We start from the raw sequence: 14,754 nt of genomic DNA on the forward strand, positions 1-14,754 counted from the left end.
ATGAAGAAACCAATTCCTATCATTGCATTAGGTGTTTGTTTTGCTTTATTAGCTTTAAAACCTAATAAGGTTATTGATCAAGGCTACACGATTGATCAATTAAGAACTTTATATACGAGTGGCGACCAAACTAAATGGCCTACTCCAACGGTAGATTCTGCTGTATATGCTGACGGATTTGAGGATATAGGCACATTGGGCGAAGTTCCATTTCCTGCTTCTAATCCCTATTCAAAAGAAAAATCAGATTTAGGAAAAGTTCTATTTTTTGATCCTCGTCTATCAAAATCAAATCAGATTTCTTGTGCTAACTGTCATGATCCTGAACAAAATTGGGGTGATAGTCGTCGTATTCCTTATGGAGAAGATCGCCAATTAGGCGCTAGAAATAGCCCATCATTAATGAATATAGCTTATTCTAAAGCAATGTTTTGGGATGGTCGTGCAAAAGATTTAGAAGATCAAGCAACTTTCCCAATTAAAGATCCTAAGGAAATGAATTTCCATATTGATTTTGCAACAAAGAAAATTGCAGGAATCAAAGGGTATAAAGAATTATTTAAACAAGCTTTTGGAGATGATAATGTAACAAATGAGCGTATTGTAAAAGCAATTGCAACTTTTGAACGTACTATTCTTTCTCCTAAGACTCGTTTCGATAAATTTATAGCGGGAGATTCAAAACAATTAACAGATCAAGAAGTAGAAGGTTTACACCTTTTCCGTACAAAAGCAAGATGTATTAATTGTCATAATACAGCTTTATTTTCTGATTCAAAATTTCATAATATTGGGTTAACATATTATGGACGTGAGTACGAAGATTTAGGCTTTTATAATACTACAAAACTAGCTAAAAATGTTGGTGAGTTTAAAACCCCCTCATTACGAGAAGTGCCACAAAATGCACCTTATATGCATAACGGACTTTTCCCTACTATTCGTGGAGTTTTAAACATGTACAATGCAGGAATGTTTCATTTTCAACCTAATGAAAAACAAAAAAATGATACATTATTTCCTAAAACTTCTTCTTTGGTTAAAAAATTGGATTTAAACACATCAGAAGTCGACGCATTAGAAGCTTTTTTAAATAGTTTAAAACAAAATCAATATAAAATGAGACCTCCAGTTTTACCAAAATAAAATTGGAAGATTACTAATTTATACAAAAGCGACTTTAGAATTTAAAGTCGCTTTTTTTCGTAAATTTATAAGATGATAAAAAAGCATAAAATAAATATATTCTGGTTTAGACGAGATTTAAGATTAGTAGATAATATTGGATTATTTCATGCGCTTAATCAAGATTTACCAACGTTACCGCTTTTTATTTTTGATTCAAATATTCTTAATGATTTAGATGATAAAAAAGATCGACGTGTTGATTATATTCATCAAGCATTAGAGGATATGAATGTAGACTTAAAGAAATTTAATTCTTCATTATTAATTCAGCAAGGAGATCCATATAAAGTATTTCATGAGTTAAAAAAACAATATGATATTCAATCTATATATTGCAATGAAGATTATGAACAATATGGAATAAATCGTGATAGAGCAATAAAAAATGACTTTAACCTTATTCAATTTAAGGATCATGTGATTTTTAGATATGATGAAATTTTAAAGAAAGATCAAACACCATATACCGTTTTTACACCTTATAGTAAACAATGGAAAGCTAAACTAAATAATGAGAATTATAGATCTTATAAATGTAATTTTAATAATTTCATTAAATGCAATTTTGATTTTCCTTCGATTGAACGAATAGGATTTGAATCTACTTCTCTATTGTTCAAAGTACCTTCTATCCCACTCGATTCTTTAACTAATTATTCTGAAGTCAGAGATATTCCAGGTTTAGATGCTACAACAAAACTAAGTATAGCTCTACGATTTGGAATAATTTCTATCAGATCATGCGTTGCCACAGCAGTAAAAGAAAATTCAGAAACTTGGTTAAATGAACTAATTTGGCGAGATTTTTTTATACAAATACTAGCACATTTCCCAAAATCTGCCTATCAAGTTTTTAAACAAAAATATGATGCCATTAATTGGCGAAATAATGAACAAGAATTTGATCTTTGGTGTAAAGGAAAAACTGGATATCCAATTGTAGATGCTGGGATGCGAGAGCTTAATGAAACTGGTTTTATGCACAATCGTGTACGGATGATTGTAGCGAGTTTTTTATGCAAACATTTACTAATTGATTGGCGTTGGGGCGAATCTTATTTTGCAGCAAAACTAAATGATTATGAAATGGCTTCTAATGTCGGAAATTGGCAATGGGCATCAAGTTCAGGTTGTGATGCCACACCTTATTTTAGAGTGTTTAACCCTACACTTCAACAACAAAAATTTGATCCTAATTTTGAATATATTAAACGTTGGATTCCTAATTTTGATCCTTCAAATTATATCGAACCAATTGTTTCACATGATTTTGCTCGTCAACGAGCAATTTCTACATACAAAGAAGGAATAAATTCATTCAAATAATTAAGATTTATATATAATTATAAAAACATGCCACAACTCCATATAGAGATCATTAATTATGATTCGAAAATAGATTATGAAACTTTTATAAATCAAATCAAAACAAATGATTTAATTGACGATGCAAATATTAATCTTGAAACTAAAACACTAGAAGTTACAGCAAAGAAAATATTCAAGATTAAAGAATTTGTTTATCAAACAATGGACGATTTTCGCATTTCATACGATTATGAGATTGAATCCTATCCGATCCTTAATATGACTTGTGCTTCGTGCGCATCTAGCTCTCAAGCATTTCTTCGTCGTCAAGAAGGTGTAATTACTGCAGATGTAAATTATGCCAATACGTCCGGAACTATAAAATATATCCCTACACAAACTACTGCAGAAAAATTAAAAGAACAGTTGAGTACTATTGGGTTTGACTTAGTAATTCCAACTGAAGATGATGATATATTGCCGTATGACGAAATGATTGCTCTACGCTTACATTTACAACAAAACAATACTATTGCAGCAACTTTATTAGGGATACCATTATTTGTTATTGGAATGTTCTTTATGGATTGGGAATGGGCAAACTTTACGATGTGGATCCTAAGTTCTATGATTCTATTTATTTTTGGTCAACGTTTTTTTGTGAATGCGTTACAACAATTGAAGAACAGAACAGCAAATATGGATACGCTTGTAGCGTTAAGTACAGGAATTGCTTATATTTTTAGTTGTTATAACTATGTTTTTCCACATACATTTCATCAAGACGGGAATCATCATGCACCAATATATTTTGAAGCAGCAGGGATTATTATTGTATTTATTCTTATTGGAAAATTATTAGAAGAAAAGGCTAAATTCAAAACCTCCGAAGCTATCAAAAAATTAATGGAACTTCAACCAAAGGAAGTTTCTTACATAGATGGCGATCAGTTTAAGACTAAATCTATTGATTTGGTTGAAATAAACGATATTTTAGTTGCAAATGCAGGAGAAAAAATTGCAGTTGATGGAATAATCGTGAAAGGACAATCTAGTTTTGATGAAAGCTCTCTTACAGGTGAACCACTACCAATAGATAAAGGTATGAATAAAAGAGTTTTTGCCGGAACAATTAATCAAAACCAATCTATTCATTATAAAGCTGATAAAGTTGGTGATGATACGGTTCTTGCAAAAATAATCAATTCTGTACAACTCGCTCAGGCCTCGAAAGCACCCGTTCAACAATTAGTAGATAAAATTGCAAGTATATTTGTACCAATTGTTCTACTGATTGCATTGCTTACATTCTTTGTTTGGTTCTTTATTAACCCATCGGAGAATATTAATCTTGCTATATTAACTTCTATCACAGTACTTGTTATTGCTTGTCCATGCGCACTTGGTTTGGCAACGCCTACTGCATTGATGGTAGCAATGGGTAAAGGCGCAAAAAATGGAATTTTAGTAAAAGATGCTGAAAGTTTGGAACGTGCCAATAAAATAGATGCTATTATTCTTGATAAAACAGGAACAATTACAGAAGGAAAACCTAAAGTTGTTGCTTCAGAATGGTTTGGTAATTACGAAGATTATGAAATCCTTAAAACATTAGAACAAAATACAAATCATCCAATTTCTAAAGCTATTTTAGATACTATACCAGCAGCAGTTATTCCAACTTCAAATCTAGAAATTAAAGAAATTATTGGTTTTGGTCTAAAAACTATACATCTTGGTTCAACATATTTAATTGGCAAATTGGATTGGATCACCCAAGAAAATATTTTGACCGAACCTCATCAAAATAGTATAATTGAAAACTATATTAATCAGAATTATTCTATATCTGTTTTTATTAAAGATAAAAATTTGATTGGTATTTTTGGTGTTTCGGACGAAGTTAAAGTGACCTCAGCAATGGCTATTAAGGAATTACAAAATAAAGGTGTTGAGGTTTATATGCTTTCCGGAGATCAACAAAAAGCTGCGGAAGCTGTTGCTCAGAAAGTAGGAATTAATCATGTTTTCGGAAATTGTTTACCCCAACAAAAATTAGATTTCGTTAATCAATTACAAAAAGATGGGAAAGTTGTAGCAATGGTTGGCGATGGCATTAATGATGCAGCTGCATTAGCAAAGGCCGACGTTTCTATTGCAATGGGAAATGGATCTGATATTGCAATTGATGTTGCTCAACTTACAATTATTAATGGAGATTTAAATAAAGTTTTACAAGCTATTCATCTCTCAAGACAAACTGTAAAGACTATACGTATTAATTTATTTTGGGCATTTATCTATAATATAATAGGTATTCCAATCGCTGCAGGAATATTATACACCTATAATGGATTTTTATTAAATCCTATGATTGCTGGAGCTGCAATGGCCTTTAGTAGTATAAGTGTAGTAACAAATAGTATTTTATTAAATTACCGTAAGATCTAAATACATATAATACTTAATTGTAAAAAAGGCTAAACTTTATACGTTTAGCCTTTTTTATGTCATGATTTAATTTAATATTATAAAAGTCGTTTATCCCATTGATAATCTTCAATCTCATGGATTTTAACTTTTTGATTAAAATCTGGATGCTTGGTATGTATTAAATAATTATATTCTTTTGGTATAACTGCGGAAGGCACTTTTAGAATTAAGTGTTTATAGCTTTGATACCAATTAGAGCCAATTTCTTGTAGTTTTGGATAAGCTTCAACAGTTCTCCAATTTTTTGGTAAATCTTTATTCGTAACTTCTAAGACCTCATCAGTAGAACAATCAATTTCTATAACTAATAGTTTATATGAATTATCTATTGTAATACCACTACGATGAACAACGAGTTCTAATGTAGAAAGCGAACGAGAACTTCCTGTATAAATTATAAATTCGTCATTTTTATTCCAACGATTGCCTACACCAGAAGCACGTAGTGTTTTGGCATATTTTTCTTTTCGAATATTATAAACAAACATATTTTAAACGTTTTCACCAAATTCAATTGCAGTTAAACGATTATCTATAAATTTTAGTCCAGAAACAGTATCCAGAAAATCCATAGGTGCTTTACTATCTAGAAGGAAATTTGGCGTTGTTAACCAAAGTTCAAATTCCTCTTTCGTATTAAAAACATCTAGTCCATGTTTATATAAAGACAATATAAGTACAATGTGCTCTTTCGTATTATCTTTTAGAGAAACATCTTTTGTTTTATAAGTACGATAAGTACGAGTCGTTATATTAAGCCATTTAGAAATAATTTCATCTTTAAGTCCAGAAAGTTCATCTAAAAATTGAATATAGCTTTGATCGATATCATAATGATTGACATAAAAATAGATATCTGTAAAATTACCCATTTCAGGTATATCATCAATTAGTTTCTTATTACGTTTTAGTTCTAATATTGCCATAACCTCATCTTTGTAATAAAGGTACAATATTTCCGTTAATAAAAGGTAATATTTCCGTTTAAATTTATTTTAACCTTTCTACGCTTAACAATCTATGAAATAAAAAAAGCCATCCTATATAATTAGAATGGCTTTATAATTTATAGCGTTTGAAAATTAAACATATTCATTAATTTCCATTTCATGTGCTTTATATGTTGTATATCCTTTTAGTTTTCCTTTATGAAAATTAAAGTCTACACGTCCTAGATATAAACCTGCCCAACCAACTTGATTAACTAAAACAGGCTTTTGATCTGCATTAATATGTACTTCTGGTTCTGGTAATAAAGTATGAGAATGTCCTCCAATGATAAAATCAATTTCTTTGGTTTTTTTAGCTAAGATTACATCACACATTTTATTAGGTTCAGCTTCAAAGCTATAACCAAGGTGAGATAAACAGATGACTAAATCACATTTTTCTTCTTTACGAAGTTTATTTGCATACTGATTTGCAATTTCAACTGGATCAAGATATTTAGTCTCTTTATACATACGTGGATCTACTAATCCATGTAATTCTACACCAACTGCAAAAATTCCAATCTTAATACCGTCTTTATAAATAATTTTATACGGTTTAATCAAGCCATCTAGTATTGTATTCGAAAAATCATAGTTAGAAGATAAAATATCAAAATTAGCATTTGGTAAGGCTTTTTTGATTCCTTCTAATCCATTATCATATTCGTGATTACCAATTGTACCAGCATCATAACCCATTTTAGACATTAGTTTATACTCAAGTTCACCACCAAACATGTTAAAATATGGTGTACCCTGAAATACATCTCCAGCGTCTAGTAAAAGGACATTTTTTTCTTCTTGACGAATTTTATGAATCATAGTTGCACGACGAGCAAATCCACCTTTATTAGATTGTTTAAGATTCGTAGAGATCTCGAAAGGCTCTATACGCGAATGTTGATCATTGGTATGTAAAATTGTAATCTTTCTGATGTCTTTATCACTAGCTAATAATGGAAGCGTTGGTAATAATGTTAGACCTGCTGCAAAAGATGTCTTTTTAATAAAATCTCTTCTTTCCATTATTTTATAATTCTTGGATTAGTATTAACTTGTACAGTATCTATTTTCTCGAAATAATCAAGCAATAAGTCGCGTTGTTTGATATTTACAATATCATTCGCAATAGCTTTACTAAAGAAAAACATATTGTCCCCACCGTTGTATAGATAATCACTTGTAACAACATTATATGTCTTTGTAAGGTCTAACGGTTGTCCTCCTATTTTAATATCATGTATAGATGTTGCTGTAATACCAGAAATTGGATGAGCAACAGATTGATTCATATAAAATTCAACCATTTCTTTTACAGTTTCTCCATTTAGTGTAACCACATAAATTTCATTATCAAAAGGAGCTAATTCAAAGATATTACCTACCGTTAAATTCCCTGCTGTAAAAGTACGTCTTAAACCACCGTAATTTAAAATAACAATATCTATATTACCTTTCCCTTCCTTTTGATATAACTCGCTAATACTCTCATACGTTACATCAGCAACCAAATTACATAATGGTGCACTATTACCATTTTTATGTAAATCTATAGGAGAATAAGCTAAGACACGATCCATTTTCTTTTTCATTTCTGTTTTGTATGGAGCGATCATTTGAACGATTGTAGAATCAGATTTGATTTCTTCGTTAATAGCAGTATTTGCTTTATATTCTGGTGCTAATTGATGATATGTTGTACCGCATGAGGTAAGCAATATCATAGAAATAGCAAGAATATTATTTTTGAAAAGTTTCATTATTGATTACTTTTGAAAAGTGATAAACTAGTAAATATGGCTGCAAATTTGGGGCAATTTCTTTGATTTATCGCCTTATTTTAATTTTTTTTAAAACAAAATCTAAATAAAGGGAAATGTTTGAAAGTTTAATTTTAAATCCCGAACTTTAGCCTAATATTTATATACAATAAATAACATTATAAAAGAATGAAAGAATTATTCGGAACAGGTGTTGCATTGGTTACACCTTTCAATCAAGATGGTAGTGTAGATTACAATGGATTAGAAAATTTAGTTAATTATAGTATTGATGGTGGAGTTGAATACTTAGTATTATTAGGTACAACTGCAGAATCAGCTACTTTAACAAAGGATGAAAAGAAAGAAGTTGTTGCTACCATTAAGAAAGTAAACAATGGACGTGTTCCAATGATTCTAGGTATAGGTGGTAATAATACTGCAGAAATAATTAAAGAATATGCAGAAACTGACTTGTCTGATTATGCAGCTGTTTTAACTGTTTCTCCTTATTATAATAAACCATCACAAGAAGGTATCTACCAACATTATAAAGCAATAGCTTCTGCTACAAATGCTAATATAATCTTGTATAATGTGCCGGGACGTACCGGTTCTAATATAGCACCAGAAACTACTGTACGTTTAGCAAACGAGTTTAAAAATATTGTAGCAATTAAAGAGGCATCTCCAGATTTCTTACAATCAACAAACATTATTCGTTTAAATACTCGTGAAGATTTTATCGTTTTATCAGGAGACGATGAATATGCACTACCAATGACATTAGCAGGTGGTAAAGGAGTTATCTCAGTAATGGGACAAGGATTACCAACAATTTTCACAGATATGATTCGTAAGGGACTTCAACGTGATGTAGATAATGCATACGATTCTCATTATAAATTAGTTAAAATTACCCATGCTATTTTCGCAGAAGGGAATCCAGTGGGAATTAAAGCTGTTTTGGCACAAAAAGGAATCTGTAAGCCTTATACGCGTTTACCATTAGTACCAGCAACTGAGAAATTAACTGCTGAAATTACTGAGTTATTAAACCAATTTTAAATTTTAAAATAGTAAAACTATGATTTCACAAGTCGTATTAGACGCTTTAAATAAGCAAATCAAATTAGAAGGAGACTCATCTCAATTATATTTAGCAATGGCCTCTTGGGCAGAGACAAAAGGGTTAGAAGGAACTGCTAACTTCTTATACTCTCATGCAGACGAAGAAAGACAACATATGTTGAAATTAATTAAATTCGTGAATGAGCGTGGTGGAAAGGCTTTTGTTCCCCAAATCGAAGAGCCTAAACAAGATTTCACTACTTTAAAAGAAGTATTTACAGCAATCTTAAAACATGAGATTTTTGTATCAGAATCTATCAACGAAATTGTGTTCTTAACTTTCGAAAATAAAGATTTTCCTACACATAATTTCTTACAATGGTTTGTATCTGAACAGATTGAAGAAGAGAAATTGGCACGCAATGTGTTAGATAAATTAGAAATGATTGGTGAAGATAAAGGTGGTTTATACTTATTTGATCGTGATATCGTAACACTTGATGTATCTGGTACCCAAGAATAATTAAAAACTTTTTATTGATATAAGGGAATCTAATGTAAATATTTTTTACATTAGACTTCTTTTTATTAAATTTGCACAATGTTAAAAAAACTAACCTTAATAGTTTTAATCGGTGTTTCACTGTCATCTTGTAATAAGATGTATAACCAAGCAATGAAATCTACGGATAAAGACGAGATTTATACTATAGCTACTCAACTATTTAATGACGGTAAATATACTCAGTCATTAGAATTATATGAGAAGATTTCTACGTCTTTTGTGGGAACTGAGCAAGCTGCTGATATTGCCTACAATATGGCAGACGCGAACTTCAAAGACGAAAACTATAAGTTATCTGGTCACCTATTCAAAAATTTCTCAGGAAGTTTTCCAATGGATAGCCGTGCAGAAGAAGCATTATATAAATCTGCTTTTTCTTATTACCAGGATTCACCAAAGTATAATCTAGATCAAACAAGTACTTTTACGGCGATTGATGAGCTTCAAAACTTTATCAATACCTATCCAGATTCACCAAATGTTGCGGATGCTAATAAGTATATCACAGAATTACGTCAAAAATTAGAATTAAAAGCTTTTGAAATTGCAAAGGTCTATTACAAAACGATGAAATATAAAGCAGCAGCAGTTGCTTTTGATAACATGGTAGATGAATATCCAGATTCTAAGTTTCGTGAAGAAGCAATGATGTATTCATTAAGATCTAAAACAGAATTAGCGATTAATTTTAGTAGATTAGAAAGTAAAGATTTACGTTTACAAGAATCTAGAACACAATATCGTCAATTAATCAAACACTATCCAGAAACTTCATATAAAGTAGAAGCTGAAAAGTTATTGAAAAATATTGAATCTGATTTAGAGAAAACAAAAGCTCAATTAGCTATCGTAGAGAAAGCTAGAAAAGAAGCTATTGCAAATAATAAATAAAATAAGTTAATTATATAAAAATTTTTTGATATGAATTTCAAAGATATTGGTGCTGCGACGACAACACAAACTTACAACCGTAGAAAAATCGAACAAGAAACTGGAAACATTTACGAGTCGATTGCTATTATGGGGAAAAGAGCTGAACAAATCAATCAAGAAATGAAATCTGAATTAATTCAGAAATTAGATGAATTTGCTGCTCATACTGATTCTTTAGAAGAAGTGTTTGAAAATAGAGAGCAAATCGAAGTTTCTAAATTTTACGAAAGACTTCCTAAAGCGACTTCAATCGCTGTTAAAGAATGGTTAGACAACGATGTTTATTACAGAAATCCAAATGAGGATAAATAATGTCTGTTTTACATAGTAAAAAAATTTTATTGGCAGTTTCTGCCGGAATAGCGGCCTATAAAGCCGCTTTTCTTGTTAGAGGATTTATCAAACACGGAGCTGAGGTCAAAGTAATTATGACACCTGATGCTCAAAATTTTGTTACACCACTTACTTTATCTACTTTATCTAAACAACCTGTAGAATGGGAATTTTTTGGAGAAAAAGGTGATTGGAATAATCATGTAGAATATGCTCTTTGGGCAGATTATATGGTGGTTGCTCCTTGTACAGCAAATACATTATCACATATGGCCGATGGTACTTGTGATAATTTAGTATTAGCAACCTATTTATCTGCTAAATGTCCGGTATACTTTGCTCCTGCAATGGATTTGGACATGTATCAACATCCTTCTACAAAAGAGAACATAGAAAAACTAGTCCTTAATGGAAATATTTTAATTCCCGCGGAAAGTGGAGAATTAGCAAGTGGTCTTGTTGGAGAAGGTCGTATGGCTGAACCTGAAAATATTATAACTTTTATGGAAGAACATATTTCACAGACATTACCACTTTTTGGTAAAAACATAGTTGTTTCTGCTGGTCCTACATACGAAAACATAGATCCTGTACGTTTTATAGGTAATTATTCTTCTGGGAAAATGGGATTTGAAATTGCTAAAGCAGCATCAAAATTAGGTGCAAAAGTTACATTAGTTTCTGGCCCTAGTCATGAATCTGTTGCTGGATACCCTATAGAACGTGTAAATGTTGTTTCTGCACGAGATATGTATCAAGCAATGCATGATAATTTTGCAAAAGCAGATGTCGTTGTAATGTCGGCTGCTGTTGCGGATTATAGACCAAAAGATGTAGCTGACCAAAAGATTAAAAAAAATGATGAGGATATTTCTATTACCTTAGTAAAGAATCCTGATATCCTTAAATCTTTAGGCGAAATTAAAAACCAACAAATATTAGTCGGTTTTGCTTTAGAAACCAATAATGAAGAAGAATACGCCAAACAAAAATTGGCGAAGAAAAATCTAGATTTTATTGTCTTAAATTCATTACAAGATAAAGAAGCTGGATTTCAAAAAAACACCAACAAAATTACAATTATTGACAAAAATCTATCAATGCAATCTTTTGAAGCTAAATCAAAAGCTGAGGTGGCAATAGATATTTTAAAAGTCATTATAAACAAACTATAAAAATGAGAAAATTAGCATCTTTATTCTTTTCTGTATGTGTATCAGCAATAGCCTTTTCACAGAGCATTATGGCTGATGTAAAAGTTGATTATTCGCAAGTACAAGTTACTAATACACAAGTATATGAAACTTTACAACGTTCGTTAACAAATTTTATAAATTCAACTAAATGGACAGAAGATCGGTTAAAACCACATGAAAGAATTGAAGCTAATTTTCTAATTTTAATTTCAAAGAAAGAATCCAACCGATACACTGCAACATTACAAGTACAGTCGCGTCGTCCAGTTTTCAACTCTACTTATTATACGCCAATCTTAAATTTAAATGATACAAATTTTACGTTTGAGTATACAGAGTTTGAAGAATTAATCTTTAACGAAAGAAAATTTAGTGGGAAAAACTTAACAGATGTTTTCACATATTATGTATATCTAATTTTAGGTTATGATGCTGATACTTTCGTAAAAGATGGAGGAACAGAATACTTTAAAATTGCACAACGTATTTCAAACTTCGGTCAAGGTTCTAGATTTGGTGGTTGGAGCGAAACTGATGGATTACAATCTCGTACTTCATTGGTTAACAATATTTTAAAAGCAGATAACAAAACCCTTCGTACCCTATCTTACCAATATCACCGAAACGGATTGGATGTAATGGCAGATAATGAGCTTAGAGGTAAAAATGCTTTAGGTAATGCATTGTTACAATTAGAATTCTATACAAGAGGAACTTATGCTCAATTCTATCCATTAGATATTTTCATTAATGCTAAAAAAGATGAGATTAGTAAAGTTTTTGGAGGTGGTCAGGTTTCATCTGTAAACACTGAAAAACTTAAAGAAATTTTAAATTCTATTTCTCCGAAAAATACAAGTCTTTGGTCTAACTTGAAAAAATAGAAATGCTTAAAACGCTACGTGTCAATAATTTCGCAATCATTGATCAATTAGAAATTGATTTTCATCCTGGTATGACAACCATCACTGGAGAAACAGGTGCAGGAAAATCAATACTTTTAGGTGCTTTAAAATTAGTACTTGGTGAAAGAGCTGATTTAAAAACATTAAAGAATAGTAATGAAAAATGTATTATTGAAGCTGTTTTTGATATAAAGGATTTAGATCTTCAAGATTTTTTTAAAGAATATGATTTAGACTATGAAGATGAATCCATTCTTCGTAGAGAATTATTGCCTTCAGGAAAATCGCGTGCTTTTATAAATGATACGCCAGTAAAAATAAATGATCTACATTTACTTTCTGAACAGTTAATAGATATCCATTCTCAATTTAATACACCAAAAATTTTTGAACATGATTTTCAATTAAGCATGTTAGATATTTATGGTGAAAATAAAGATTTACTGAAAAAATACAAAAAAGTTTACCAATCGTACATTGAAGTAAAAAAGAAAATAAAGGAAGCTCAAAATTCACTAGAAAATCAATCGCAGGATTTAGATTATAAATTACACCTTTGGGAAGAGTTGAGTAATGCTAATTTGCGTTTACAAGAATTAGAGTTTTTGGAATCTGAAATAAAAGCACTTTCTAATGTTGAAGAAATTCTAGCAATATTAGGAGAAGCATATCAATTTTTAGATCATCCAGAAATGGGAATTGTTTCTCAACTTAATGAAGCGAGTAATAAAATCAATAAAATTACAAGTTACTCGAATGATATAGAACATTTGTATGAACGAATGATATCAGCCAAAATCGAATTAGATGATATTACAAGTGAATTACAAAATCGAATTGATTCTACTGAATTAAATCCAGAAAAATTATTAGAAATTAATCACCGTTTCGATTTACTTCACCGTTTATTGAGAAAACATAATACCAATACAATTGAGGAGTTAATTGAAGTTCGTGATACTTTGGAAACACAAACATCAGGATTTGATAATTTAAGTGACTTAATAATTCAATTGACAAAACAGCTTAATGGATTTGGAGATGAATTAGAAAAACTTTCTTTAAAAATCCGAAAAAATCGATTAAATTCTATTGATACGATCAAGAGAAATATTCTTGCTTCATTAGCTCAATTAGGAATGGAAAATTCTAATTTAATAATTCAGTTAGATGAAGTAAGTGAGTTTACCCCTACTGGTAAAGATCAAGTACAATTTTTGTTCAGCGCCAACAAAGGGATGGAACCAAGAATTTTTGAGAAATCAGTTTCTGGTGGTGAACGTTCCAGATTAATGTTAGCTATTAAAAATTTATTAGCTTCGCACACTTTTTTACCAACTTTAATATTAGATGAAATTGATACTGGAATTTCTGGAAAAGTAGCAAACGATACTGGAAAAGTGATGCAATCTATGGCCGATAATATGCAATTATTGGTAATTACTCATTTACCACAAGTTGCATCAAAAGGTAATCACCAAGTAAAAGTTTACAAAGAAGTTGTAAATGATACTACAAAAACAAATGTTGTAGAACTATCTAAAGATCAACGACTTAAGGAGATTGCTCAAATGATATCCGGTTCGGATATTACAGATGCAGCAATAGATCAAGCAAAAGAGTTATTAAATCTATAAATATTAAATAACTGCCTTTAAAAAGGCAGTTTTTTTGGTTATTTTCAATATATTATGTTAAATAAAAACCCTAATATTTAGTTCTATCACGTGCAATTACTCGATTATTGATAAATTACTGCCTTTTAAAATTTAAATATGAATTACAAAAGTTGAGCTACTTAATAAAAAAATAAGATGAATTTTTACTTTTCTTTAATTTTTAAGATTGAGATAATTTTCAATTGCTTTACTAATCTTCCGAGAAATAGATTTTAATAAATCAACTACCATTTTTAATTAGAGATTCAATTTTATTTGTTTCCATAAAAGTGGATGTTAGATTTTTGGCTTCATTCTATAGTAATAATTTTATAGATTTTACCTCTATTTA

General features: G+C 30.4%; 14 protein-coding genes. 10 read left to right on the top strand and 4 right to left on the bottom strand.

The annotated features are described in order from the left end of the window. The 3 genes from IM532_RS00370 to IM532_RS00380 all read left to right on the top strand — a co-directional run bounded on the left by IM532_RS00370 (position 1) and on the right by IM532_RS00380 (position 4,947). The gene (locus IM532_RS00370) at positions 1 to 1,146 is read left to right on the top strand and encodes a cytochrome-c peroxidase (RefSeq protein WP_194181460.1); all 1,146 of its coding nucleotides are present in this window, start codon (positions 1 to 3) and stop codon (positions 1,144 to 1,146) included. Positions 1,147 to 1,218: 72 nt separating this feature from the next. After that, positions 1,219 to 2,514: a cryptochrome/photolyase family protein gene (locus tag IM532_RS00375; protein WP_194181461.1), complete on the top strand. Its 1,296-nt coding sequence runs from the start codon at positions 1,219 to 1,221 to the stop codon at positions 2,512 to 2,514. Between the two features lie 27 nt (positions 2,515 to 2,541). Beyond that, positions 2,542 to 4,947 carry a heavy metal translocating P-type ATPase gene (locus tag IM532_RS00380; RefSeq protein ID WP_228063621.1) on the top strand — a complete coding sequence of 802 codons (2,406 nt, stop codon included), beginning with the start codon at positions 2,542 to 2,544 and terminating at the stop codon, positions 4,945 to 4,947. Positions 4,948 to 5,024: 77 nt separating this feature from the next. On the opposite strand, the gene IM532_RS00385 is transcribed toward IM532_RS00380, so the two are convergent. The 4 genes from IM532_RS00385 to IM532_RS00400 all read right to left on the bottom strand — a co-directional run bounded on the left by IM532_RS00385 (position 5,025) and on the right by IM532_RS00400 (position 7,741). After that, positions 5,025 to 5,477 carry an RES family NAD+ phosphorylase gene (locus IM532_RS00385; RefSeq protein WP_194181462.1) on the bottom strand — a complete coding sequence of 151 codons (453 nt, stop codon included), beginning with the start codon at positions 5,475 to 5,477 and terminating at the stop codon, positions 5,025 to 5,027. Between the two features lie 3 nt (positions 5,478 to 5,480). After that, a complete protein-coding gene (locus tag IM532_RS00390; RefSeq protein WP_194181463.1) occupies positions 5,481 to 5,915 on the bottom strand; it encodes an MbcA/ParS/Xre antitoxin family protein in 435 nt (144 codons plus the stop codon). Between the two features lie 156 nt (positions 5,916 to 6,071). Continuing rightward, positions 6,072 to 7,007: a bifunctional metallophosphatase/5'-nucleotidase gene (locus IM532_RS00395; protein ID WP_194181464.1), complete on the bottom strand. Its 936-nt coding sequence runs from the start codon at positions 7,005 to 7,007 to the stop codon at positions 6,072 to 6,074. Continuing rightward, positions 7,007 to 7,741, bottom strand: coding sequence for a 5'-nucleotidase C-terminal domain-containing protein (locus IM532_RS00400; RefSeq protein ID WP_194181465.1), 735 nt, complete (start codon positions 7,739 to 7,741; stop codon positions 7,007 to 7,009). The genes IM532_RS00395 and IM532_RS00400 overlap by 1 nt, the downstream gene beginning before the upstream one ends. A 189-nt stretch (positions 7,742 to 7,930) precedes the next feature. On the opposite strand from IM532_RS00400, the gene dapA reads away from it, so the two are divergent. The 7 genes from dapA to recN all read left to right on the top strand — a co-directional run bounded on the left by dapA (position 7,931) and on the right by recN (position 14,381). Beyond that, entirely contained in the window at positions 7,931 to 8,809 is an 879-nt protein-coding gene (dapA, locus tag IM532_RS00405) for a 4-hydroxy-tetrahydrodipicolinate synthase (protein WP_194181466.1), read from the top strand. Positions 8,810 to 8,828: 19 nt separating this feature from the next. Continuing rightward, positions 8,829 to 9,335, top strand: coding sequence for a ferritin (locus IM532_RS00410; RefSeq protein ID WP_194181467.1), 507 nt, complete (start codon positions 8,829 to 8,831; stop codon positions 9,333 to 9,335). 78 nt (positions 9,336 to 9,413) lie between these two features. Next, positions 9,414 to 10,268: an outer membrane protein assembly factor BamD gene (locus IM532_RS00415; protein WP_194181468.1), complete on the top strand. Its 855-nt coding sequence runs from the start codon at positions 9,414 to 9,416 to the stop codon at positions 10,266 to 10,268. A 30-nt stretch (positions 10,269 to 10,298) separates the two neighbouring features. After that, a complete protein-coding gene (locus IM532_RS00420; protein WP_194181469.1) occupies positions 10,299 to 10,622 on the top strand; it encodes a DNA-directed RNA polymerase subunit omega in 324 nt (107 codons plus the stop codon). Continuing rightward, positions 10,622 to 11,818 (top strand): bifunctional phosphopantothenoylcysteine decarboxylase/phosphopantothenate--cysteine ligase CoaBC, encoded by a 1,197-nt coding sequence (coaBC, locus tag IM532_RS00425; protein WP_194181470.1) that lies wholly within the window; start codon positions 10,622 to 10,624, stop codon positions 11,816 to 11,818. The genes IM532_RS00420 and coaBC overlap by 1 nt, the downstream gene beginning before the upstream one ends. Before the next feature lie 2 nt (positions 11,819 to 11,820). Next, the gene (gene porD, locus IM532_RS00430; RefSeq protein WP_194181471.1) at positions 11,821 to 12,723 is read left to right on the top strand and encodes a type IX secretion system protein PorD; all 903 of its coding nucleotides are present in this window, start codon (positions 11,821 to 11,823) and stop codon (positions 12,721 to 12,723) included. A gap of 2 nt (positions 12,724 to 12,725) precedes the next feature. Continuing rightward, complete coding sequence (recN, locus tag IM532_RS00435; RefSeq protein ID WP_194181472.1) at positions 12,726 to 14,381, top strand: DNA repair protein RecN; 1,656 nt, start codon at positions 12,726 to 12,728, stop codon at positions 14,379 to 14,381. Positions 14,382 to 14,754 lie beyond the last annotated feature (373 nt).

It is taken from the genome of Faecalibacter rhinopitheci, assembly GCF_015234135.1.
GTDB lineage: Bacteria > Bacteroidota > Bacteroidia > Flavobacteriales > Weeksellaceae > Empedobacter > Empedobacter rhinopitheci.

Bases quoted from the DNA above. Each gene is read 5' to 3' on its own strand.
- IM532_RS00370 (WP_194181460.1), top strand. From the start codon at position 1: ATGAAGAAACCAATTCCTATCATTGCATTAGGTGTTTGTTTTGCTTTA.
- IM532_RS00375 (WP_194181461.1), top strand. From the start codon at position 1,219: ATGATAAAAAAGCATAAAATAAATATATTCTGGTTTAGACGAGATTTA.
- IM532_RS00380 (WP_228063621.1), top strand. From the start codon at position 2,542: ATGCCACAACTCCATATAGAGATCATTAATTATGATTCGAAAATAGAT.
- IM532_RS00385 (WP_194181462.1), bottom strand. From the start codon at position 5,477: ATGTTTGTTTATAATATTCGAAAAGAAAAATATGCCAAAACACTACGT.
- IM532_RS00390 (WP_194181463.1), bottom strand. From the start codon at position 5,915: ATGGCAATATTAGAACTAAAACGTAATAAGAAACTAATTGATGATATA.
- IM532_RS00395 (WP_194181464.1), bottom strand. From the start codon at position 7,007: ATGGAAAGAAGAGATTTTATTAAAAAGACATCTTTTGCAGCAGGTCTA.
- IM532_RS00400 (WP_194181465.1), bottom strand. From the start codon at position 7,741: ATGAAACTTTTCAAAAATAATATTCTTGCTATTTCTATGATATTGCTT.
- dapA (WP_194181466.1), top strand. From the start codon at position 7,931: ATGAAAGAATTATTCGGAACAGGTGTTGCATTGGTTACACCTTTCAAT.
- IM532_RS00410 (WP_194181467.1), top strand. From the start codon at position 8,829: ATGATTTCACAAGTCGTATTAGACGCTTTAAATAAGCAAATCAAATTA.
- IM532_RS00415 (WP_194181468.1), top strand. From the start codon at position 9,414: ATGTTAAAAAAACTAACCTTAATAGTTTTAATCGGTGTTTCACTGTCA.
- IM532_RS00420 (WP_194181469.1), top strand. From the start codon at position 10,299: ATGAATTTCAAAGATATTGGTGCTGCGACGACAACACAAACTTACAAC.
- coaBC (WP_194181470.1), top strand. From the start codon at position 10,622: ATGTCTGTTTTACATAGTAAAAAAATTTTATTGGCAGTTTCTGCCGGA.
- porD (WP_194181471.1), top strand. From the start codon at position 11,821: ATGAGAAAATTAGCATCTTTATTCTTTTCTGTATGTGTATCAGCAATA.
- recN (WP_194181472.1), top strand. From the start codon at position 12,726: ATGCTTAAAACGCTACGTGTCAATAATTTCGCAATCATTGATCAATTA.